This window comes from Luteococcus sp. Sow4_B9, assembly GCF_052116585.1.
GTDB lineage: Bacteria > Actinomycetota > Actinomycetes > Propionibacteriales > Propionibacteriaceae > Luteococcus.
This window is the reverse complement of sequence record NZ_JBQKKT010000031.1, coordinates 1-19,661: the sequence shown is the minus strand read 5'-3', so window position 1 is coordinate 19,661 and position 19,661 is coordinate 1. Positions and strand designations below refer to the sequence as shown.

21 protein-coding genes are annotated in these 19,661 nt (G+C 68.0%); 8 read left to right on the top strand and 13 right to left on the bottom strand.

Going from position 1 to position 19,661, the window contains the following annotated elements; genetic code table 11:
* Positions 1 to 2: 2 nt before the first annotated feature.
* Both ACTQ49_RS13725 and pdxY read right to left on the bottom strand, forming a co-directional pair.
* Positions 3 to 560, bottom strand: coding sequence for a 2'-5' RNA ligase family protein (locus ACTQ49_RS13725; RefSeq protein WP_441828402.1), 558 nt, complete (start codon positions 558 to 560; stop codon positions 3 to 5).
* On the bottom strand, positions 553 to 1,407 hold the full coding sequence (gene pdxY, locus ACTQ49_RS13720) for a pyridoxal kinase PdxY (RefSeq protein ID WP_441828401.1): 855 nt from the start codon (positions 1,405 to 1,407) through the stop codon (positions 553 to 555). Before pdxY ends, ACTQ49_RS13725 begins: the two co-directional genes overlap by 8 nt.
* Positions 1,408 to 1,548: 141 nt before the next feature.
* On the opposite strand from pdxY, the gene ACTQ49_RS13715 reads away from it, so the two are divergent.
* The 3 genes from ACTQ49_RS13715 (at position 1,549) to ACTQ49_RS13705 (ending at position 3,348) form a co-directional block, all read left to right on the top strand.
* Entirely contained in the window at positions 1,549 to 2,064 is a 516-nt protein-coding gene (locus tag ACTQ49_RS13715; protein ID WP_441828400.1) for a PGPGW domain-containing protein, read from the top strand.
* Between the two features lie 42 nt (positions 2,065 to 2,106).
* Positions 2,107 to 2,934: a glycerophosphodiester phosphodiesterase gene (locus ACTQ49_RS13710; protein WP_441828399.1), complete on the top strand. Its 828-nt coding sequence runs from the start codon at positions 2,107 to 2,109 to the stop codon at positions 2,932 to 2,934.
* Between the two features lie 81 nt (positions 2,935 to 3,015).
* A complete protein-coding gene (locus tag ACTQ49_RS13705; RefSeq protein ID WP_441828398.1) occupies positions 3,016 to 3,348 on the top strand; it encodes an RNA polymerase-binding protein RbpA in 333 nt (110 codons plus the stop codon).
* Between the two features lie 127 nt (positions 3,349 to 3,475).
* Here the strand turns inward: ACTQ49_RS13705 and ACTQ49_RS13700 are convergent, their stop codons facing one another.
* The 4 genes from ACTQ49_RS13700 to ACTQ49_RS13685 are packed head-to-tail and all read right to left on the bottom strand — an operon-like array spanning position 3,476 to position 7,015.
* On the bottom strand, positions 3,476 to 4,054 hold the full coding sequence (locus ACTQ49_RS13700) for an FxsA family protein (protein WP_441828397.1): 579 nt from the start codon (positions 4,052 to 4,054) through the stop codon (positions 3,476 to 3,478).
* A 2-nt stretch (positions 4,055 to 4,056) separates the two neighbouring features.
* A complete protein-coding gene (locus ACTQ49_RS13695; RefSeq protein ID WP_441828396.1) occupies positions 4,057 to 4,854 on the bottom strand; it encodes a polyprenol monophosphomannose synthase in 798 nt (265 codons plus the stop codon).
* A 54-nt stretch (positions 4,855 to 4,908) separates the two neighbouring features.
* Positions 4,909 to 6,516, bottom strand: coding sequence for an apolipoprotein N-acyltransferase (lnt, locus tag ACTQ49_RS13690; protein ID WP_441828395.1), 1,608 nt, complete (start codon positions 6,514 to 6,516; stop codon positions 4,909 to 4,911).
* Positions 6,517 to 6,562: 46 nt separating this feature from the next.
* On the bottom strand, positions 6,563 to 7,015 hold the full coding sequence (locus ACTQ49_RS13685; protein WP_441828394.1) for an Lrp/AsnC family transcriptional regulator: 453 nt from the start codon (positions 7,013 to 7,015) through the stop codon (positions 6,563 to 6,565).
* A 28-nt stretch (positions 7,016 to 7,043) separates the two neighbouring features.
* Between ACTQ49_RS13685 and ACTQ49_RS13680 the strand changes: the two genes are divergently transcribed.
* Positions 7,044 to 8,027, top strand: a complete 984-nt coding sequence (locus ACTQ49_RS13680) for a 5'-3' exonuclease (RefSeq protein WP_441828393.1) — start codon at positions 7,044 to 7,046, stop codon at positions 8,025 to 8,027.
* A 22-nt stretch (positions 8,028 to 8,049) separates the two neighbouring features.
* Here the strand turns inward: ACTQ49_RS13680 and metW are convergent, their stop codons facing one another.
* Genes metW through ACTQ49_RS13665 form a run of 3 tightly spaced genes read right to left on the bottom strand, consistent with a single transcriptional unit; the run spans position 8,050 to position 11,194 of the window.
* Positions 8,050 to 8,661: a methionine biosynthesis protein MetW gene (metW, locus tag ACTQ49_RS13675; RefSeq protein ID WP_441828392.1), complete on the bottom strand. Its 612-nt coding sequence runs from the start codon at positions 8,659 to 8,661 to the stop codon at positions 8,050 to 8,052.
* Positions 8,661 to 9,863 carry a homoserine O-acetyltransferase MetX gene (gene metX / locus ACTQ49_RS13670; RefSeq protein ID WP_441828391.1) on the bottom strand — a complete coding sequence of 401 codons (1,203 nt, stop codon included), beginning with the start codon at positions 9,861 to 9,863 and terminating at the stop codon, positions 8,661 to 8,663. The genes metW and metX overlap by 1 nt, the downstream gene beginning before the upstream one ends.
* A complete protein-coding gene (locus tag ACTQ49_RS13665; protein WP_441828390.1) occupies positions 9,860 to 11,194 on the bottom strand; it encodes an O-acetylhomoserine aminocarboxypropyltransferase/cysteine synthase family protein in 1,335 nt (444 codons plus the stop codon). Before ACTQ49_RS13665 ends, metX begins: the two co-directional genes overlap by 4 nt.
* Positions 11,195 to 11,467: 273 nt before the next feature.
* Between ACTQ49_RS13665 and ACTQ49_RS13660 the strand changes: the two genes are divergently transcribed.
* Positions 11,468 to 12,118 (top strand): TetR/AcrR family transcriptional regulator, encoded by a 651-nt coding sequence (locus ACTQ49_RS13660; protein WP_441828389.1) that lies wholly within the window; start codon positions 11,468 to 11,470, stop codon positions 12,116 to 12,118.
* Here the strand turns inward: ACTQ49_RS13660 and ACTQ49_RS13655 are convergent, their stop codons facing one another.
* Both ACTQ49_RS13655 and ACTQ49_RS13650 read right to left on the bottom strand, forming a co-directional pair.
* Positions 12,119 to 12,649 carry an SRPBCC domain-containing protein gene (locus ACTQ49_RS13655; RefSeq protein ID WP_441828388.1) on the bottom strand — a complete coding sequence of 177 codons (531 nt, stop codon included), beginning with the start codon at positions 12,647 to 12,649 and terminating at the stop codon, positions 12,119 to 12,121.
* 133 nt (positions 12,650 to 12,782) lie between these two features.
* Positions 12,783 to 15,005, bottom strand: coding sequence for a hypothetical protein (locus tag ACTQ49_RS13650; RefSeq protein ID WP_441828387.1), 2,223 nt, complete (start codon positions 15,003 to 15,005; stop codon positions 12,783 to 12,785).
* 379 nt (positions 15,006 to 15,384) lie between these two features.
* Here ACTQ49_RS13650 and ACTQ49_RS13645 point away from each other — a divergent pair, with 379 nt between their 5' ends.
* On the top strand, positions 15,385 to 17,439 hold the full coding sequence (locus ACTQ49_RS13645) for a glycoside hydrolase family 6 protein (protein ID WP_441828386.1): 2,055 nt from the start codon (positions 15,385 to 15,387) through the stop codon (positions 17,437 to 17,439).
* A 15-nt stretch (positions 17,440 to 17,454) separates the two neighbouring features.
* Here the strand turns inward: ACTQ49_RS13645 and ACTQ49_RS13640 are convergent, their stop codons facing one another.
* On the bottom strand, positions 17,455 to 18,651 hold the full coding sequence (locus tag ACTQ49_RS13640) for a M1 family aminopeptidase (protein ID WP_441828385.1): 1,197 nt from the start codon (positions 18,649 to 18,651) through the stop codon (positions 17,455 to 17,457).
* Between the two features lie 68 nt (positions 18,652 to 18,719).
* Here ACTQ49_RS13640 and ACTQ49_RS13635 point away from each other — a divergent pair, with 68 nt between their 5' ends.
* Positions 18,720 to 18,887 (top strand): hypothetical protein, encoded by a 168-nt coding sequence (locus tag ACTQ49_RS13635; RefSeq protein WP_441828384.1) that lies wholly within the window; start codon positions 18,720 to 18,722, stop codon positions 18,885 to 18,887.
* 84 nt (positions 18,888 to 18,971) lie between these two features.
* Complete coding sequence (locus ACTQ49_RS13630; RefSeq protein ID WP_441828383.1) at positions 18,972 to 19,460, top strand: hypothetical protein; 489 nt, start codon at positions 18,972 to 18,974, stop codon at positions 19,458 to 19,460.
* Here ACTQ49_RS13630 and ACTQ49_RS13625 read toward each other — a convergent pair.
* Positions 19,418 to 19,661, bottom strand: a 244-nt coding sequence (locus ACTQ49_RS13625; protein WP_441828382.1) for an integrase core domain-containing protein, incomplete at its 5' end; no start/stop codon positions are given. The two genes, ACTQ49_RS13630 and ACTQ49_RS13625, sit on opposite strands and share 43 nt — an antisense overlap.

Here is a 19,661-nt window from a genome sequence, read left to right as displayed (position 1 = left end):
GCTCAGCTGACGCCGTCCAGGCGCCACCGACGCAGGAGCCGGGTGCTTCCTGACTCGTACCAGACGAGGTCCACGGCCTCGGCCCTGGTCCGGGCGGGCAGCACCCGGCTCGTCCATTGCCGGACAGTTGGCAGATCGACGCCCGGAGCTTGGGCCTCCAGCGTGACGTGCGGCGCCACTGGGTGGAGACCCCGATACGGCAGGACGCCCGGGAAGGCTGTGCGCAGGTCTGCCGTGAGGCGACGGAAGTGGTCCTCCGGTTCCGGGCGGGCGTGGATGATGCCATTGCCGAAGACAGCAAGCCGACGAAGGACGTAGTCGAAGGCGCGGTGCCTGGCCAGCACCTGGGTGACCGCCACCTCATCCGGCAGCGAGTCGAACGGTGCGAGCAGCGTCACATGGGCGTGCACGAAGGGCTCACCCGCTGGCCCGGGCTGCCCCAGGAATCCCGGGTCATGGTGCTGCGTCCGGGAACGCACGAAGCCCTCCAGCGCCGGCACGGGCACCTGGAGAACCGCGTGCCCGCGCCAGCTGGCCGAAGCCTGTGCGCGCTCAGTCAATGCGACTTGCGGTGAACACGTATTCAGGATTGTTCACGTTGGCCTGCGCCTGGATCAGGGCCAGTTCCTTGCGCTCCAGGTCAGCGGTGGTGCGCAGGACCGAGTAGACGATCGACGCGGTGGCGCCCAGAGCCTGTTGTGCCGATCCCGACTCCAGCAGGTGCGCCAGGAACATGGCGGTGGTGAGATCGCCCGAACCGGTGAAGGTGCGCTCGATCATCGGGGTCTCCACCTGCCAGGCACCATCGTCCGTCACGGCCACCATCCGCACCACATCGGGAGCCTCACCCTCGCCGGTCACCGAGGTCACCAGTACCGTGCTGGGGCCGCGTTCGATCACCCCGCGCGCGCTGGCCACCACGTCGGCCACTGAATGCGTCTGCCGGCCGGTCAGGAATTCCAGCTCGAACAGGTTCGGCGTGATCACATCGGCGCGGGGCAGCACCTCGTCGCGCATGAACTCGGGGATCCCGGGAAGACAGTAGAAGCCCCGCCCCACGTCGCCCATGACGGGGTCGCAGCAGTAGATCGCGTTGGGATTGCGCCGCTTCACGAGCTCGGCGGCCTCCAGGATCACTGCCCCCATGTCCGCACTGCCCTGGTAACCCGTCAGCAACGCGTCTGCCTGGTCCAGCACCTGACGGTCTTCGATGCCCAGCACCACTTCACGCACGTCGTCGGCGGCCACCAGGGGGCCGCGCCACGCGCCGTAGCCGGTGTGATTGCTGAAGGTCACGGTGAGAACGGGCCACACCTCCACCCCGAGCCGCTGCAGGGGAAAGACGGCGGCGGAGTTACCTGCATGGCCGTAGGCAACGGCCGACTGGATCGACAAGATGGTGGTCATTCGCTCATACTGCCACCCCTGCAGGTTCCCGCGCGCCTCCAACCACCGGATGGGCACCGGACCCGGGGCACGACCGTGGGCGCATGAAGGACCCGACCACGGTCGGTTGGGCGCGGCCGGACGCTCTGGCACTCTGGTGGCATGCACGCCGACCACGACGATCCGAGGAGCTCGGAGCTGCCCCTGGGCAGCCCGGGCGACGCGGTCCCCGTGGACCTGGATTCCAGTTTCGAACCCCTCCAGGACCTGGCGGATGACTGGCCCAGGGACCGCTGGGCATGGCGAGCCAGAATCCGCGCCAATCCCGTCTCGCTGTTCTGGTACCGACTGGGAGTGGGCTTGGTGGGCGGCCTCATGATGCTGGGCGCTGCCCTGACGGGATGGCTTCCGGGACCGGGCGGCATCCCACTGTTCATGCTGGGTCTGGTGGTTCTCTCCAGCGAGTTCGCCTGGGCACACCGGGTGATGCTCTGGTTCAAGTCCTTCTTCGATCGCTTCCAGGCGCTGCCCCTGCCGTGGAAGAGAGGGCTGGGGCTCGTCTGCGTGATCGCAATCCTGGTCACCTGGTACGGCATCGCGGTGTGGTTCGGCCTACCAGACTGGGTCCCCGACGGCATCGCCACCCAGCTCGAGCGATTGCCCTGGGTCCAGCGCTGACCGATCCCCTCCGCAGGACCCCGGGGTGGCTAGGCTCTACGCATGCTGGCCCACAACCACCCCTATTTCAGCCAGACCTTCACGGCGCTCGCCCATCGCGGTGGTTCGCTCTTGCCGGGAAATGTCGGCCGGGAGAACACACTGCATGCCTTCGGTCAGGCGGTGGCGCTGGGCTACACCCATTTGGAGACCGACGTCCACGCGACCGCGGACGGGGAGCTCGTGGCCTTCCACGATCCAGAACTGGACCGTGTCACCGATTCCAGCGGCCGGATCCGTGACCTGACGCTGGAGCAGGTCCGCGAGGCCCGGATCGCGGGCCAGGACCAGATCCCCACCCTGGACGAGGTTGTCGACGCCTTCCCCGACAGCTTCCTGAACATCGACATCAAGAGCCCGTCCGCGATCGATCCCCTCGTCGCGTGCCTTCGCCGGCACGGGGCCCAGGACCGGGTCTGCGTCGGGTCCTTCAACCAGAACAGCCTGCAACGTTTTCGCAGGCTCACCCGGGGACACGTCGCCACGTCGGTGGGACCCGTCGGGGTGGCCTGGACTGCCCGGGTGCCGTTGCTCCCCCAGCTGCTGGCCAGCCCGGGACTCGCCTTCCAGATGCCGGAGGACCACGTGGTGGCTGGACGCCGGGTGCATCTGCTGACGCCCTGGCTCCTTGACGCGGCCCACAGACGTGGCAAGGTGGTGCACGTGTGGACCATCAATGATGCCGCACACATGCATCGGCTGATCGATCTCGGAGTCGACGGCATCGTGACCGATGCCGCCGACGTCCTCAAGGACGTTCTGGTCGAGCGGGACCTGTGGCACCACCCCGCCGCGAGCGACGGGGAACAAATCACACGTCCCAGACGTTGACCAGAGGATGGACCACCCGGGTCACCGGGACACGAATTTCGCCAGGACAAGAAGTTCGGGGGCGACAAGGAGGAGCGGACCATGGCAGACCGGGCACTGAGGGGCATGGGCCTTGGAGCGAAGAGCTTCGAGGACGAGGAAGGGATCGAGTTCGCCGCACGGCAGACCGTCGGTTTCGACTGCGCCAATGACCACCACTTCGACGTCACCTTTGCGATGGAGGCGGAACTTCCCGCCGAGTGGGAATGCCCTCGCTGTGGCAGCAACAGCCTACGCAGCGACGGCACCCAGCCGGAGGAGAAGGTGACCAAGCCAGCGCGCACCCACTGGGACATGCTGCGCGAGCGCCGCAGCATCAAGGAACTGGAAGTCCTGCTCGAGGAGCGGCTCGAACTGCTCCGCAAGGACCAGTGACACCAGCGAGCTGCGCAGCACCACCAAGCACCAGTGTGACGAACAGGAGGCCGGGACCCCTCACGGGGGTCCCGGCCTCCTGACACGTTGCGGCACCCGTGGACGAGGCTGCGGCCAAGGAGGTTGGCTAGAGAACCGTGCCGGAAATGGCCGGCGGCTCGGGCCCGTCATCGCGACGAGAGCCCTCCCCCGTCGATGCGTTCCGGGCATGGGTCGATTCCTCGGCGTCCACGACATGGCCCGGGATCACCTCACCGTCGATGGTCATCCGCGGATCCGTTCGAGCCCTCAGCAGATCCATCGCGATGCCCTGCCGTTCGAGCTTCGCTGCCGCCCAGCGATCCAGCAGACGCCGAGCCAAGGGCCGCGTCCAGGGAAGCAGCAGGACGAAACCACCCACGTCGGTCACGAATCCCGGCAGCATCAGCAACAGTCCGCCGACCAGTACGAGCACCGCGTCGCTGAGCTCACTGGTGGGCATCCTTCCTGCCCGCAGGGTTTGCTTGAGCGCCGTGATCGTCCGAGCGCCCTCGCGACGCATGAGCCACGCACCGAGCACAGCCTCCAGGACCAGGATGGCGATGGTGGGCAGCCCGCCGATCGCCCGCCCCACCTGCAGCAGAACCCAGACCTCCAGGATGGGCATGGCCACCAGCAGCACGAAGATGGTTGGCGACGCCCAGACGGGCCTGCGGGAATCTGCCACGGTCAGGCGTCCTTCCTCAACTTCTTCTGAACCTGGTCGCGGCCCTTGAGCGCCAGGTCCTTGACCTGTCCTGCGCGATACTCGGCGCCCCACAGTGTGGTGCGGATCAGGGCTTCGGTGACGATGTCCTTGCTCATCTTGGACTCACCGTGCTCCCGTTCGATGAACTGGATCGGCACCTCGACGATCTTGAGACCCGCCTTGGCGACGCGCCATGCCAGGTCGAGCTGGAAGCAATAGCCGGCGCTGGCGATCTCGTCCAGGTCGATGGCCCGCAGCGTCGAGGCCCGGAAGGCGTTGAAGCCGCCGGTGATGTCCTTGACGTCCATGCCCGTGCACATCCGCGTCCACAGTGACCCACCGCGGCTGATGAGCAGTCGGCTCGTGGGCCAGTTCACCACGGAACCGCCCTTCACATAGCGCGAGCCCTTGACCATGTCGGCATCCTCAAGGGCCTCCAGCAGCGAGGGCAGCTGTTCCGGCTGGTGGGATCCGTCAGCGTCGTGCTCGACCAGGACGTTGTAGCCGTGGTCGAGGCCCCAGTGGAAACCGGCCAGGTAGGCCGCACCCAGGCCCTGCTTGCCCTTGCGGTGCATGACGTGGACGTGTTCCGGGTACTTCTCGTGCAGCTCGTCCGCGATGCGGCCGGTGCCGTCGGGCGAGTTGTCGTCCGCCACCAGGACATGTGCATTCGGCACCGCCTTGCGGAGGCGCTCGACGATGGGCCCGATGTTCTCCGCCTCGTTGTAGGTGGGAATGACCACCAGGACCTTGTCCGTGGGCTCGCTGCGATCAACCATGACTCTCCCGCTTCGTTGCCGGGCCGCCCCAACCGGCTGGCCGTTCTTGCCAGTCTAGCCAGCCCGCTGAGCGCGTCTGCGCAGGGATTGCAGACCACTCAGCACAAGGACAGCCATCGCCGCGAAGGAGGCGACGAGCTCGAGGACGGGGCCGATGCGCACCGCCGGGGTGAGGCCGTGACGCAGCGGCACGGTGACGGTGAACGCCGCGGCCGTGCCCTCCTGGGTGCGACGCTGCACGGTGCCGTCCGGCAGGACCAGCCCGGACAGGGAGTTGGTGGTGGCCACCACGATCTCCCGCCGCAGTTCCATGGCCCGGGCGCGCGTGATGGCGAACTGCTGCCGGGGCTGCCCCGTACCGGTGTACGTGCCGTTGTTGGACTGCACCACCAGGAGCTGGGCCCCATGGGTCACCGTGTCGTGCACCGTGGAGTCCCAAGCGAGTTCGAAGCAGATCACGTCACCCACTGTCACCGAACGACCGTCCGCCAGCTCCCCCTCCAGCACACCCGGGCCGGTGCCGGGCACGGACTGGGCCCCCACCTGCTGCAGCACGGGCAGGATCGGCAGAAGCTGGTCACGCAGCGGAATCCATTCCCCGAATGGAACCAGATTGCGCTTGTCGTAACGGGAGATGATCTGCGAATCGACGGTGCGCCACAGCGCACTGGTCTGGCGTTCTCCCTCTCCGGGGCCGCGCATGACCGCTCCCACCAGGATCGGGAGCTCAGCCACCTCAGTGGCCCGGTCGATGAGCTGCGCAGTCTCGCGATCCACCGTCGGATCGACATCCGTCGAGTTCTCGGGCCACAGGATGAAGTCCGGCATGGGATCCAGCCCCGCCCTGGCGCGGGCCATCAGGGTGACGGTCTGGCTGACGTGGTTGTCCGTGACGGATCGGGCATAACCCATGGCATCGGGACCGGCCGAGCCGTTGACATTGCCCTGGACCACTCCGACATCGACCGGCTGCTCGTCGGCCAGCTCACCGGCCGGAATGCGATTGGCCAGGGGCGCCCCCAGGGCCAGCACCAGGATTGCGACCAGCGCGGCGGCTCGAGACCTGCCTGCGGACATGGCCGCGGCCAGCAGGAGGTGTCCCACCAGGGCGACCACCAGCCCCAGGCCGGCCACTCCGATGGCGGGCAGCCACCCGGCCAACGGCGAGTCGACCTGCGTGTAGGCCAGCCGCAGCCAGCCGAAGCCACCGAACGGAACACGACTTGCGCCGAACTCGGCCAGGACCCAGGTGCAGGCGCCCAGCACCGCGCGCGCCAGCGGGTGGCGAACCAGCCGCGCGGTGGCCGCCAAACCCACTCCCACCAGCGCCTGCCAGCAGGCCATGGCAGCCAGCAGGGGCGGAACCACATACCAGCCGATCACGTGCACCCAGCCGAGGGCGACCAGCCCTTGTCCGAGGCCGTAGCACCACCCGATCCAGGCCGCGCGCCGCAGCCGCTCCTGGCCGCCGTGGCGATACATCACGAGCCAGCCAAGAGCGATCACCCCGAGGAAGGCGGTGGGCCACCATGCCGTCGACTGCCAGCCCAGGGCGCCCACGGCGCCAGCCAACAGGCCCAGCAGGGGGGCGGCGTCGCGCGTGGTGCGTGAGAGCCCCTCAGTGTCGCGGGTGGTGCGCGAGCGCACCTCAGTGTCCCGCATGGTGCGCGAGCGCCCCTCAGTGTCCCGCATGGTGCGCGAGCGCCCCTCAGTCGACCGGGACATCCAGCATCGGGCGGTTCTTGAAGATGGTGGTCAACACGACGGTGGTGACCGTGGTCACATTGGCAACCGTGCGGATCCGGGTGAGGAGGGAGTCAAGCTCCGCGGGGGTGCCGACCTGGACCTCCAGCAGGTACGACGCGTCGCCGGCCACCGAGAAGCAGGAGGTGACCTCCTCCATGGCGACCAGCTTGGACGGCGTGGCCTCGTCGGCTCCCGGGTCCAGCGGCCGGATCGAGATGAAGGCCGTGAGGTTGCGCCCGAGGGACTCGGGGTTGATGGTGGCGTGGTAGCCGGAGATGACACCGCGCTGTTCCAGCCGTCGCACCCTCTGCTGCGCTGCAGAGGTGGACAGGCCGGTCTCCCGGCCGATGTCGGTGTAGGACATCCGCCCGTCCCGCGCCAAGAGCGCCAGAATCCGCTGATCTGTGCTTTCCATGGGCACATCGTGACACTATTTCGCTGTGATGGATCACCAGCTCATGATTTTTGACACAGCATCCATGTATTTCCGGTCCTTCTACGGCGTGCCCTCCTCGATCAGGTCACCCCGCGGCGAACCGGTGAACGCCGTGCGCGGTCTGCTGGATTCCATCGCTCGGCTGGCCGAGCAGTACCGTCCGGACTCCATGGTCTGCGCCTGGGACAATGACTGGCGTCCGGCCTGGCGTGTGAAGCTGCTGCCGAGCTACAAGACCCACCGGGTGGCGGGGTCGAGCGAGTCGCAGAATGACGAAGCAGTGACGACGGGTGTGGTCGGCGCCGGAGCACTGGCAGCCACCGGAGGCCTGGCGGAGGAGAGTCCGGAGGGTCTCGCACACCAGGTTCTCGTCATCCGTGAGGTCCTCGACGCACTGGGCATCACCGTGATCGGTCTCGACGGCTATGAGGCCGATGACGTCATCGGCTCCTTCGCCACCCAGCACGAGGGCCCCAGCCTCGTCGTCACCGGAGACCGGGACCTCTTCCAACTGGTGGACGAGCGCACCCGCGTGGTCTACATCGGCAAGGGCGTGGCCAAGCACGATCTCGTCGACGATGCCTGGGTGCAGGCCAAGTACGGCATACCGGCCAGTCGGTACGTCGACTTCGCCGTGCTGCGAGGTGATCCGTCCGACGGCCTGCCCGGTGTGAAGGGCATCGGGGACAAGTCCGCGGCGCAACTGGTCAACCGCTATGACTCCCTCGACGCCATGGTGCGCGCCGCCACCGACCCGGGATCGGACCTGCCCCCGGCTCAGCGCCGCCGGCTCGAGGCGGCCGGTGGCTATCTGGGGCCCGCCGAGCGCGTTGTCCAGGTGGTGCGTGACCTGCCCGTCGCAGAACATCTGCAGTCCGGGGAGCTGCGCAGGAGCGTCGATGGCGTGGACCGGGAGCGCCTGGCCGGTCTGGACGCGCGGTGGGGCCTGGGCGGAGCGCTGGAGCGGATCCTGGCAGCACTGGAGGCCTGATCGCTGGCCCCTCCCGCCGGGCTCAGTTGGTCACCAGGACGTAGACGGCCGCGCCTGCCATCAAGTTGGCGGCCCGCCCACCCAGACGACCCACCCGGCCCGCCTCGTCCAGCGGGATGCGCTGCTCCACGCGGAGCCCCAGGCGTACGAACAGCTCCTCCAGGTCCACGAGCGTGGCGTGGTGCAGATTGGGTGTGTCGTACCAGGAGAAGGGCAGGTCCTTGCTGCGGGGCATGTGACCGGTGAGCAGCCGCAGGCGGTGGCGCCACAAGCCGAAGTTCGGCATCGAGACCACCATCCGCGGGGCGATCCTCGCCATCTCCTGCAGCAGCTGTTGCGGGTGACGGACGGTCTGCAGCGTCCTGCTGAGCACCACGATGTCATAGGAACCGTCGGCGAACTCGTCGAGCTGGGTGTCCAGGTCCAGTTCGATCAGCGGCACACCCCGGCGGATGGCGCTGAGCACCTCCTCGGGATCCTTCTCGACGCCAGTGCCCCGGCAACCCTTGGTGCGGGTGAGGACGTCCAGCAGTTCTCCCCCGCCGCAGCCCAGGTCCAGCACGCGGGAGCCAGCCGGGACCAGGTCTGCCACGAGCGCCAGATCGGGCCGCAGACCCCGCTTGTTGGCGGACATCACGCCACCTCCTTGCTCTCGGCACGCTGCTGCCCGCCGGTTGCCCGGCGGTGGGCGTGTGGATGACTGGCCGACTCCGATTCCAGGAAGGCCCGGACGGTCTCGTGATAGACGGGAACGTCGAGCAGGAAGGAGTCGTGTCCCCAGGGCGAACGGATGTCGCGGAAGGTGACGGGCAGCCGTCCGCCCTCCAGCTCGCGCACGATGCGTCGGGAATGACGTGTGGAGAAGCGCCAGTCGGTGTCGAAGCTGACCACCAGATAGCTGACCGGATGGGCCTGGACCCGCGCCAGGGCATCCGGCCGGGCGAAGGGGTCGAAATAGTCCATCACGCGCGTGAGGTACAGGTAGCTGAGCGCATCGAAGCGGGACAGGAAGACCTCGCCCTGGTGCTCCAGATAGCTCTCGACGGCGAAGTCGACGCCGAATCCCCGCTCGGTGTCCTCATGCTGCGGACGGCGCCCGAACTTGGTCTGGAAGCCCTCCTCAGAGGTGTAGGTGATGTGCGCCATCATCCGGGCGATGGCCAGCCCCACGTCGGGATTGTCCCCCACCGCGGCGAACTGACCGTCGTGGAAGTTCTCGTCGCGCATGATGGCGGCACGACCCACCGCGGAGAAGGCGATGTTCTGGGCGGTCAATCGACTGCTCGACGCGATGACCGCCGCATTGCACATCTCCTCGGGATAGCGCAGGGACCAGTCGAGGGCCTGCATGCCCCCCATGGACCCGCCGACGACGGCATGCCAGCGGGCCACGCCCAGGTGCGCGCCGAGCTCCCGGTGCACCTCAACGAAGTCGCTGATGTCCAAGAGCGGGAAGTCCAGCCCCCAGGGACGCCCGGTCTCCGGATTGGTGGATCCGGGACCGGTCGTCCCGGAGCAGCCGCCCAGCAGATTGCTGCACACCACGAACCAGCGGTTGGTGTCCACCGGCCGGCCGGGTCCGATCAGGTTGTCCCACCACCCCGGACGGCGAGCGCCCTCGTGCCACCCGGCGGCGTGCGCATCGCCGGTCAGGGCGTGGCAGATGAAGACGGCATTGTCAGCGGCCTCGTTCAGCTCTCCATAGGTCTCGTAGGCCACGGTGATGTCCCGCAGCTGCTCGCCGCCCACCAGGTGGAGGGGTTCGTCGACGAAGAGTTGGGCAGACCTGGTCTCGACGAGCCCGACCCCGCTCGTCTGCTCCTCAGGAGGGATCACCGGCTGGCCTCGAGCGCCTGGTCGAGGTCGCGCAGCAGGTCATTCACATCCTCGATGCCCACGCTGAGCCGCACCATCTCCCCCGGCACGCCCGCCGCCACGAGCTCATCGGCGGTCAGCTGGGAGTGCGTCGTGGTGGCGTTGTGGATCACCAGGCTCTTCGTGTCACCGATGTTGGCCAGGTGGCTGAACAGCTTCAGCGAATCGACGAAGCGCGCCCCTGCCTCGCGACCCGCCTTCAGTCCGAAGCTGACCAGACCGCCGTAGCCATGACCCGTGAGGACACGATCAGCCACTGCGTGCTGGTCATTGTCCGCCAGACCCGGGTAGTTCACCCAGGCCACGTCGGGATGGCCCTGCAGGTGCTGGGCAATGGCCAGGGCATTCTGGCTGTGCCGTTCCATGCGCAGGTGCAGGGTTTCGATCCCCTGCAGCACCAGCCAGGCGCTCATCGGCGCGAGCGTGGCGCCGGTATTGCGCAGCAGGACGGTGCGCGCTCGGGTGATGTAGGCGGCCGGTCCAGCGGCATCGGTCCAGACCGTCTCGTGGTAGGCGGGGTCGGGGCTGGTCATGTTCGGGAATCGCTCGGCGTTGGCCTGCCAGTCGAAGCGTCCCGCATCGACGATGACGCCCGCCATGGCCGTGCCGTGGGCGCCCAGGTATTTGGTGGCCGAGTGCACCACCACGTCGGCACCGTGCTCGATCGGCCGGCACAGGTGGGGGCTGGGGACGGTGTTGTCCACCAACAGCGGGAGCCCCAGATCGTGGGCGGCGGCGCTCCAGGCATCCAGGTCCACCACGACGAGGCTGGGATTGCCCATGCTTTCGCAGAAGACCAGCTTGGTGCGCTCGTCCACCACATCCGCGAGCGCCGTCGGATCAGACGGGTCGACGAAACGGGTCTCGATCCCGAACTGGGGCAGGGTGTGGGCGAACAGGGCGAAGGTGCCGCCGTAGAGCGTCGAAGTGGCGACGATGTTGTCACCCGCCCCCGCCAGGTTGAGCACGGCATAGGTCACGGCCGCAGCACCCGTCGCTGTGGCCAGCGCCCCGATGCCCCCCTCGAGGGCGTTGACGCGCTCCTCCAGGACCTGCGTGGTGGGATTCATGATGCGCGAGTAGATATTGCCCGGGGTCTCCAGGGAGAACAGGCTGCGCGCATGTTCGGTGTTGTCGAAGGTGAAGGCCGCCGTCTGGTAGATCGGAACCGCCCGGGCCTTCGTCGCGGGATCCGACTGCTCCTGACCGGCGTGCACCGCCAGGGTGGCGGGTGCCAGACGCGGCTCCCCCGTGCTCTCGTCGGCCGGCGTGGCTGCCTCGTTCGTGGTCATGACATTTCCTTCCGATGGGACGGGGTACACATCAGGCTAGCCAAGTCACCAGCCTGGCCCCACTCGAGTCACGATGTGATCGATCGCACATCTTGGGCCCATCGCCACCGCAGGAGTTTTTGACCGATCAAACCAAGAACACCATGGGCGATTGGCCCACAAGCGCGAGCGAATCGCTAGGCTTTCCAGACGTGGCAGGAGATCACGGCGCCGTCGGGGGGCCGTGCGGCCGGGAGGTGCTTCATGGTGGCGCAACGTCCAGGGGACAGGTCCATGCCTGAGCTGCCACTGACGGCCCAGGGCCGGGTGGACGGTCGCAGCGCGCGCAAGGTCGAGACCCGACGCAGGATCATCCGCGCGGCCAGTGAGTTGTTCGCGGAACAGGGCTTCACCGGCACCTCGATGGACCAGATCGCGGAACGGGCCGATGTCAGCAAGGGAACCATCTTCTACAACTTCAAGAACAAGTCGGACCTGTTCGAACAGTTGATCCTGGAGGCCGCCAGCACCGTGGCACAGGGCATGACCGAGGCGCGTGAGGGACGGCGCGGATGGGACGCGCTGACCGAGGCCATCCGCGTGGTGAGCCGGGCTGCCGACGCGGCTCCCTCCAGCACCCAGATCATTCTTTCCGAGCTCTTCCGCACCCAGCGCCCCTGGTCCGCCTCGCTCACCGATGCGCGGCTGATCCTGCTGCGACCGCTGGAGGAGATCTTCCAGGAGCTGGCCGACGACCGTCGAGCGGCCACGGGAACCACCATCCTCACCGAGGACGAGCGCGGCAACATCGCCATCACCGTGATCGGGGCCGTGATGGTGGCCACCATGGACCGCCACGCCCACACCCCGGAACGGTCCCTCGAATCGCTGCAGCAGGTGCTGGTGCACACGCTGAGCGGCATCCTGGGACCAGCGAGCGCCTGATCACTGCTCGGAGATGTCTGCGTCCAACACGCGCCGGTACTGCTGACTGATTTCCTCCCACCCGTGCTCCAGGGCATCCCGGCCCACGCACCGCGGTGTGGCCAGCCCGGCCAGCACGTCGCCCAGAACCACGAGGCACAGATGCCAGCCGGCAGCGGTGCCCGCCGCCTGTGCCTGGTCCGACAGTTCATGGACCAGGTTGAGCTGCACCTGGTCACCGGCCGGGGCCAACTGCCAGGTCAGTGTGTCCGGCCCCCAGGCATGCTGTAGGAACCAGGGCGCCCTGGCCTCATGGACCGTGGCATCCACCGGGTCATCGCCCGGATTCTCCTGGCTCACGGCCGGACCCGCCACCCCCAGTCCGCGATCGGGGACCACGGGCGACCACTTCTCCAGGGCCTCCGGTTGGGTGAGGTACAGCCACACCTCATCCTGGGTGGCCGGCAGGAGCACCGACATTGACAGGGCACCGAGGGCGAGCCGAGCTGGCAGGAGCGTGGGCATGGATGACTGGGCGGCTTCATTGTGCATGCGAAGCATTCTGCACCACTGGTGAGAGGCCGCCCGCGACGAGTCACCCGCCCGGGTGGCCCGGGAGGACCCCGCAGACGGCAACTGCCCTCCCGCGTGGTGCGGGAGGGCAGTTGCCTGACGGCATCGTGGATCAGGAGATCCGGTACACGTGGTAGCTGTCCAGCGTGGCGAAGTCGTCGGTGAAGGTGCCGTCGGCATTCGGCGTGATGGTGCGGTTCTCCCCCACCACCTCGATGCTGCGGCCCTTGAGCTGCTCCGGCAGGGTGAAGGTGCGCTTGCCCGCCTTCACCGTGTCGGTGCTCATCGCGAAGATGTAGGCGGAGCCATCGTGCACCTTGAGCATCGTCTCCAGGTCGTCGCCGAACGTCCACTTGTGCGACTGCGTGTTCAACACCGGCGCCAGCAACTGGACGAAGTGGTTGAACTCGGCCATGGCCATGACGGAGTCACGGCAGGCGTACTTCGGGTCCATCGACGAGCGGACGGCATTGCCGGTGTGGCACTTGCCACCGAAGGAGTTGTTGAACCAGATCAGACCGCGGGCCTCGTGTATCAGGTTGCTCATGGAGGCACCCTTCACCTCGGCCGGCGTCAAGTCGTGGAAGCTGGTGCCATCGGCGGCGACGTCGACGTTCTCGACGAAGTTCCAGATGGGCTGCAGCTTGCCGTCCTGCGCATCACGCTTGCGCAGCGACTGCGTGGTGCGGCCGTACGCCTGCGAGGAGCGGCAGTTCTCCTTGGTGAAGGGCGTCAGGTAGGCCTGGCCGTGCGGCTGGGCCCAGTCGCACTGCTCGCTGGAGAACCAGTAGGTGTCAATGCTGGCGATGTCGGTGTAGTCGTTGATGTAGCTCGCGGACTGCTTGTCCCACGCGGGCTTGCCGTCGAACCAGGAGATCACCATGCCGGTGAAGTTCGCGTAGCGCGGCTTGTCGTGGTCGGGCAGTCGATCGACGAAGCTCTGCAGCACCTTGGGCCCCTCCGTGGCGGAGAAGCGCCCGTCCACCTCGTCATCCAGCAGATCTCCCACCCAGTTGGGATGGTTGCGCTTCATGCCCTCGGTGCCGTGGCCGATGTAGTCCATGTCCTGACGCTCGAAGAGCGCCGGGTCCATGTCCGGGTTGGTCACGACATAGGTGTTGATGCCCAGCGACTTGTCGTAGGCCACCTCTTCGTCGGTATTGCCCCATCCCCACCACAGGGCGATCGGGAAGTGATTGGGATCGGTCCAGCCGCCGCGCACGGTGGCCGGGAACTGCTTGTAGTACTCCTTGCCGCCCTCCCAGGGGATGCGCGGCAGACCCATCTCCGGCACCGATCCCTTGGCGAGGACGGTCCCCTCGGCCTTGCCGATGGCCGGCGCCGACGGAGCGGGGGTGGTGGCGGCTGCGGTGGGGGTGGCGGCCGCGCTGGGGGTGGGGGTGGCGCTGGGGGTGGGGGTGGCGCTGGGGGTGGGGGTGGCGCGGGCGGCGGGGGGGGCGCTGGTCGCGCTGCCGCCATCCGCGGTCAGCTTGGCCAGTGCCACGGGCAGGTGGGCTCCACTGGACTCCACCTCGCCGGCGAAGCTCGGTGCCGCATCGCCGGCGCGGGTGGCGCGACCGCGGACACGAACCACGTCACCGGCGGCGACGGAGCCCTTGGCCGCCACGGTCAGGGCACCTCCGGTCCAGCAGCCGGAGGCCTGGGCGTTGACGGCGATCTTCTCCCAGGTGCCCTTGGCGGTGCGACGTTCGAGGACGATGGACTCACAGTCGAGTCGGGCACCCGACGGGGTCACGCGGATCGCGACGCCTTCGGCGCCGGCCTTGGCCACCGCCTGCCAGGTGAAGACATTGGGGGCGTGCTCGGCGGGCATCTGTTCCAGCTCGAGCGAGGTGTCGATCCGCGTGCTCGTGCCGAGGGTGCCAGTCACGGTGGGGGCAGCCTGCAGGGACTCGGCCTCCCCCACCAGCCGCACCGTGCGACCGACGAGATCGGAGTCCACCTCGGTGACCAGCTCAACACCGCCGGTCCAGCAACCGGATCGCTCCCAGTCGATCTCGACCGGACGGGCGCGACCATCACTTCCGACGGATTCGAGGGCCGGCGTGGTGCAGTCCACCTGGCCGGTGGCGGCGGGGGTCAGCCGCAGCGAGAGTGACTGACCAACCTGTGCCTTGGTCAGGGCCGTCGTGGTGACGGTGAACCGCGAGGTGGTTGCCACCGTCTGGGCGTGAGCCGGGAGACCTGCCATCAGCAGGCCGGCTCCGCAGGCACCGACCACGAGAGTACGGGCGGCGGCTCCCACGGCTCGCCGACGCAGCGACGTGGCGTTGTGAGCGGTATTTGGGCGCACGAAATCAGGGGTCTTGGACATGAGGGGTGAAATTTCCTTCTGAGGGGGTCAAAGGAGTGGAGCCTTCCCCGTATCAGGCCGCCTGCACAGACCAGGCTTCCACCGCCGTCGCAATCGGCCCCCGGCGTTCAACCGGGGCTGGTGGCTTCCACTGATTCTGATGGTAGACATAAAGCGGTTAAGCAATCCATTCGAACCGTCCAATACAGATATTTCAGTTTTCACTTGCCCCATTGAGTTTGCGATCAAGTTCTCGGGCGTCGAGCCACCTTCACGATGAAGGGCCCAGTCAGGACACCATCGGCCCATCATGTGACGCTCTGGCACCGGGCCGGTAGACTCCCAGCCAGCGGTGGCCCCCGACGTCGCAGACCCCGACGCAACCCAGGAGCCCCTCTGCATGTCACGCCCCACCCGTCTGCTCGCCGCCGGACTCGGCCTGGCCGTGATCACGTCGACCGTGGTCCTGGTCACCTTCCGCGACGAGGAACGCGCCGAGCAGCGCGATCCCGACTGCACGCTCACCGCCCCGGCCAGCGCGGTCGTGGCCGAGGCGGATCGCGGCCAGCAGTTGCTGGTGCTCGGCGACGGCATGCGGGCGCGCCAGCTCGAGGCCGGCTGGAGCGCGGGAGAGACCGGTTGGCAAGTCTCCGAAAAACCGGCCCCCGGCACCGTCGAAGTCCACCGGCTCTTCCATCCGAGCTCCCACGACCTGCGCCACAGCTGGGTCGGACACGAGATCCGATCGGCCATCACGGATGGCTACGTGGATCAGGGCGTGGTCTTCCACGTGTCCAATGACCGGCGCCCCGGCTGCGCCAACACGGCCGTGTACGAGGGCGTCAACCACGACGGGATGCACCGCTACGGGACCGATCGGCAGGCGCTGCTGGACGACGGCTTCGCCCCGGGGCCCGGACCGGCCTTCCTGGTGCGGATGGAGAATCCGCCGCGCCAGAAGTCCGTCGACCAGGGAATGATGCCCATCACCGAGCTCCCGCGCCCCAATGGCCCGGCAACGGGACCGGCCGATTCCAGCACGTCGCCCAGTTCGACCACACCCACCGCGCCCGCCAGTGCAAGCACTGCCAGCAGCCGCCCCACAGTGAGCGCCCCACCATCCCCGCCCGCGCGCCGTCCCCTGCCCGATGCCACGGGACCGCACGCCTCCCCGGTGCACCGTCAGCCCGTCGAACGCGACCCGGGCCGCGGGAGACCCTCAGCAGTGGCCACCGCCCAGCCCCGGCCATCCGCACAGGTACCCGGGCACGACCCGGAGCAGCAGCGCCCCAGCAGCTCACCCCAGCCTCCCGTCAAACCAGCCCCCTCCCGCCCCTCGCATGAGCCGTCTGCCGACACCTCACGGCCGCCAGCCGTGCCGGCACCCGGCCCGGCGCCCCAGCCCAGCCGGGGCACGGAACCGGCTCCAGAACCCAGTGGGCCGGTGCCGCCGGCTCCGCCAGCACGGCCGGCTCCACCCGTTCCCGCGCCATCGACAGCACCCCGTCCCGCGCCGGGGCCCGTTGGGCTCCCGGCCGCACTGACCAGCGGCTTCTACCTGGACACCGGCAATGACGTCTACTGGGCGGCCCAGCGCGAGACCAATCCGGAGATCAAGCGCCTCTACCACCAAGTGGCGGCCACGCCCACCTTCACCTGGTTCGACGGCACCACCAGCACCGACGACGAGCGCCTGCGCAAACTGGTCGATCGGGCAGCCGCCTCCGGGACCGCCGCGCAGCTGGTGATCTACGGCATCCCGAACCGGGACTGCGGGCTGTATTCCAGCGGAGGGCAACCCAGTGCCGCCGCCTACCGGGCCTGGATCCAACGCACCAGCCAGATCATCGGTGACCGCAAGGCCGTCGTCGTCCTCGAACCGGACGCCATCAACTTCTGCGGCAATGACGCCACCAAGGCCGAGCGCACGGCGCTGTTGCGCTTCGTGGGCGAAACCTACCGCGCGAACAATCCCCAGGTGGCGCTCTACCTGCACGCCGGATCCGGCGAGGGTGGCGTCGACAATGTGGCGTCGGCCATTGCGGATTCAGGAGTGGAGACCATGCGCGGCTTCGCGCTCAACGTCGCCAGTCACCAGACCACCACCGCCCAGGAGGAGTTCGGCGAAGCGCTGGTGGCCCGGCTTGCGGCGCGCGGCGTGCCCAACATGCACTACGTCGTCGACACGGCACGCAATGGCTCCGGTCTGACACCGAATCCGGGGGCGCGCTATGCCTCCTGCAACAACTTCGGCGCGACACTGGGCCGACGGCCCACCACCAACACCACCGGCGCCCACGCCGATGCCTATCTTTGGGTTCGCCCCACGGGTGGCTCCGACGGGGAGTGCGGCAAGGGCGATCCGCCAGCCGGCACCTTCTTCCCGGAGATCACCCAGCAGGTGGTGCGCAACTCCCTTGAACGGGGCACGGTGGAAGCCATACCCCTGCCCTGACGTGCCTGGCCCTGCTCAGGGAATGGTGGTGAGCACCGCACCGCTGGGCCAGCGCCCGTCCCAGGAGCGGGACTCCAGCACCTGGGCCGCTTCCCTGGCCACCTCCTGGTCGACCGCCCCCAGATGTCTCAGCAGGCTGTCCGTGGTGGCATCGCCGACGACGGCATGCTCGTCGTGGAAGCGGGTCAGCAGCGCATCGAGCGCATTGGGCTCCAACTGTTCCGACAGGGCACGGAAGAACAGACTCCCCCGGTTGTACTTGTTGGTGGCATAGCTCTTCTCGTCATCCGGTTCCGTCCGGCAGACGGGCGGGTCCTCGCGGGACATCTCGGCCTCGAGCTGGTAGCCACGCACGATCTTGTCCGACGCGTCGGCCCCACAGAGCTCCTCGGTCAGGCGCAGGGCGGAATACTCCGCCAGGGCCTCGTTGAGCCAGTCGTCGTAGCCATGCACCGGCGCAATGTTCCACCAGAAGTGCGCCAGTTCATGACCCAGTGTGTGCACGGTGCGGGCCGTGAGCCGCTCCGCCATCTCCGCCGAGGCGAAGACCGTTGGCATGCGGCTGTAGGCATAGCCCCCGCGTTCGGTCACCACCACGCGCCCGTGCGAGAGGCCGTCGGGTTCGCCGTACCAGGACTTCAACAGGGAAAGGCTCTCCACGATGTGTGGTCCCAACACACCGGCGGCGTCACCGACGCTGCCGCAGGTGACCAGCTCCACCCCGTCAGCCAGCCGGCTCGCGACGAAGCGTCGGGCACCGGCCAGGGCAATGTCACCCACCGCAGCCGTTCCGTCGTGCACCAGCGAGCCACCCTCACCGGGCGCGCCATTGCTGACGAAGGTCCACCCGGAGGGGAGGTCCAGGTGCAGGCGCCAGGTGAAGGAGCCGAGATCCAGCGGGACGGGATACCACGCGCTGTAGATCGACAGTTCGGCCACGTCCGAGGTCAGCACATTGGTGCCGTCGGCCATCTCCGAGGGGAGGCTGCCCGAGTAGGAGAGGCGAACCTTGTCGCCGCCCGTGATGCGGTAGCCGTGGGCACGGTCCAGGTGCACGCTCACGTCCGCGCTCACCTCGATCTGGACGCCCGGACTTGAGGAGGTGACATCCAGGTCACGGTGCAGGAAGAAGCCCTCGAAACCCGTGAGCTCCGCCTCGGCGCTGAGGTCGCCCGATTCCGGATCGATCCTCACCCACAACTCGACATCCATTGCGCCAGTATCCCCCCAGCCATGGCCCACGACCAATCCAGCGGTGCTCGGTGCCCTAACCTTGTCCGGTGGACGAAGAGCGTTGCAATGGAATCACCCAGCAGGGGCTGCAGTGCCGTCGCGAGGGCGCACCCTGGTGCTATCAGCACCGTCCGCCGTCGGAGGCGATGAACTTTGACGCACACACCGAGCGCGACGACGAGAACGAGGACCAGGAACGGCTCTTCGACCGATGAGACAGCCCGCCACGTGCCACCCTGCGGTCCATGCCGTGTGGCGTCAGCGCGGCACCCCCTGACCCCACTAGCTTTGGCCTCATCATGACGATCGACCCTGCTCCCCCGCGTGGCCAGCGCGTGCCCAACGCCAATCCGGCGAAGCTCGGGCCCCGACCCCAGCCCGTTCCGCGCGAGGTCTACCTGCGGCGTCGAGTCTTTGTGGGTGGGGTGGGACTTGCCCTGGTGACCGGTCTCACCCAGGGCGTTCGGGCGCTGCTGCCCGACCAGGATCCGGCACCGTCCTATTCCGACGAGCTTGCCCCCGACCCGGTACCGGGCTGCGTGCCCGAGGAGGGCCTGGTGTCTCGAGCGTCCATCGGTTCTGCCCGTCTGGTCTACGAGGTTGACCAGACGGCTACCTCGATGCGTTTCGACCCTGCCTTCCATGCCCGGTTGGAGCAGTGGCTGGATGACTGGAATGCCACGAGCCGATATGCCAATCCCGACACCGGGCCTTCGCCCCGGATCGTGGACACGTTGGTGTCTGATTACGCTGCGGTGGGCAGCGTAGCGGCCCGGCGGGCCTCGTAGGTGTTCGGTGGCAGGTTTCCGCACCAGGAGTGGCGTCGGCGGGTGTTGTACCGGGTGGCCCAGCGAAACACCTGCCGACGACACAACTCAGGCCCCGCGAACGTGGCTTGCCCGGCCAGGAGTTCTCGTTTGAGGGTGGCGTTGAACGACTCGGCCAGGCTGTTGTCCGCACTCGTTCCGACGGCCCCCATCGACTGGGTC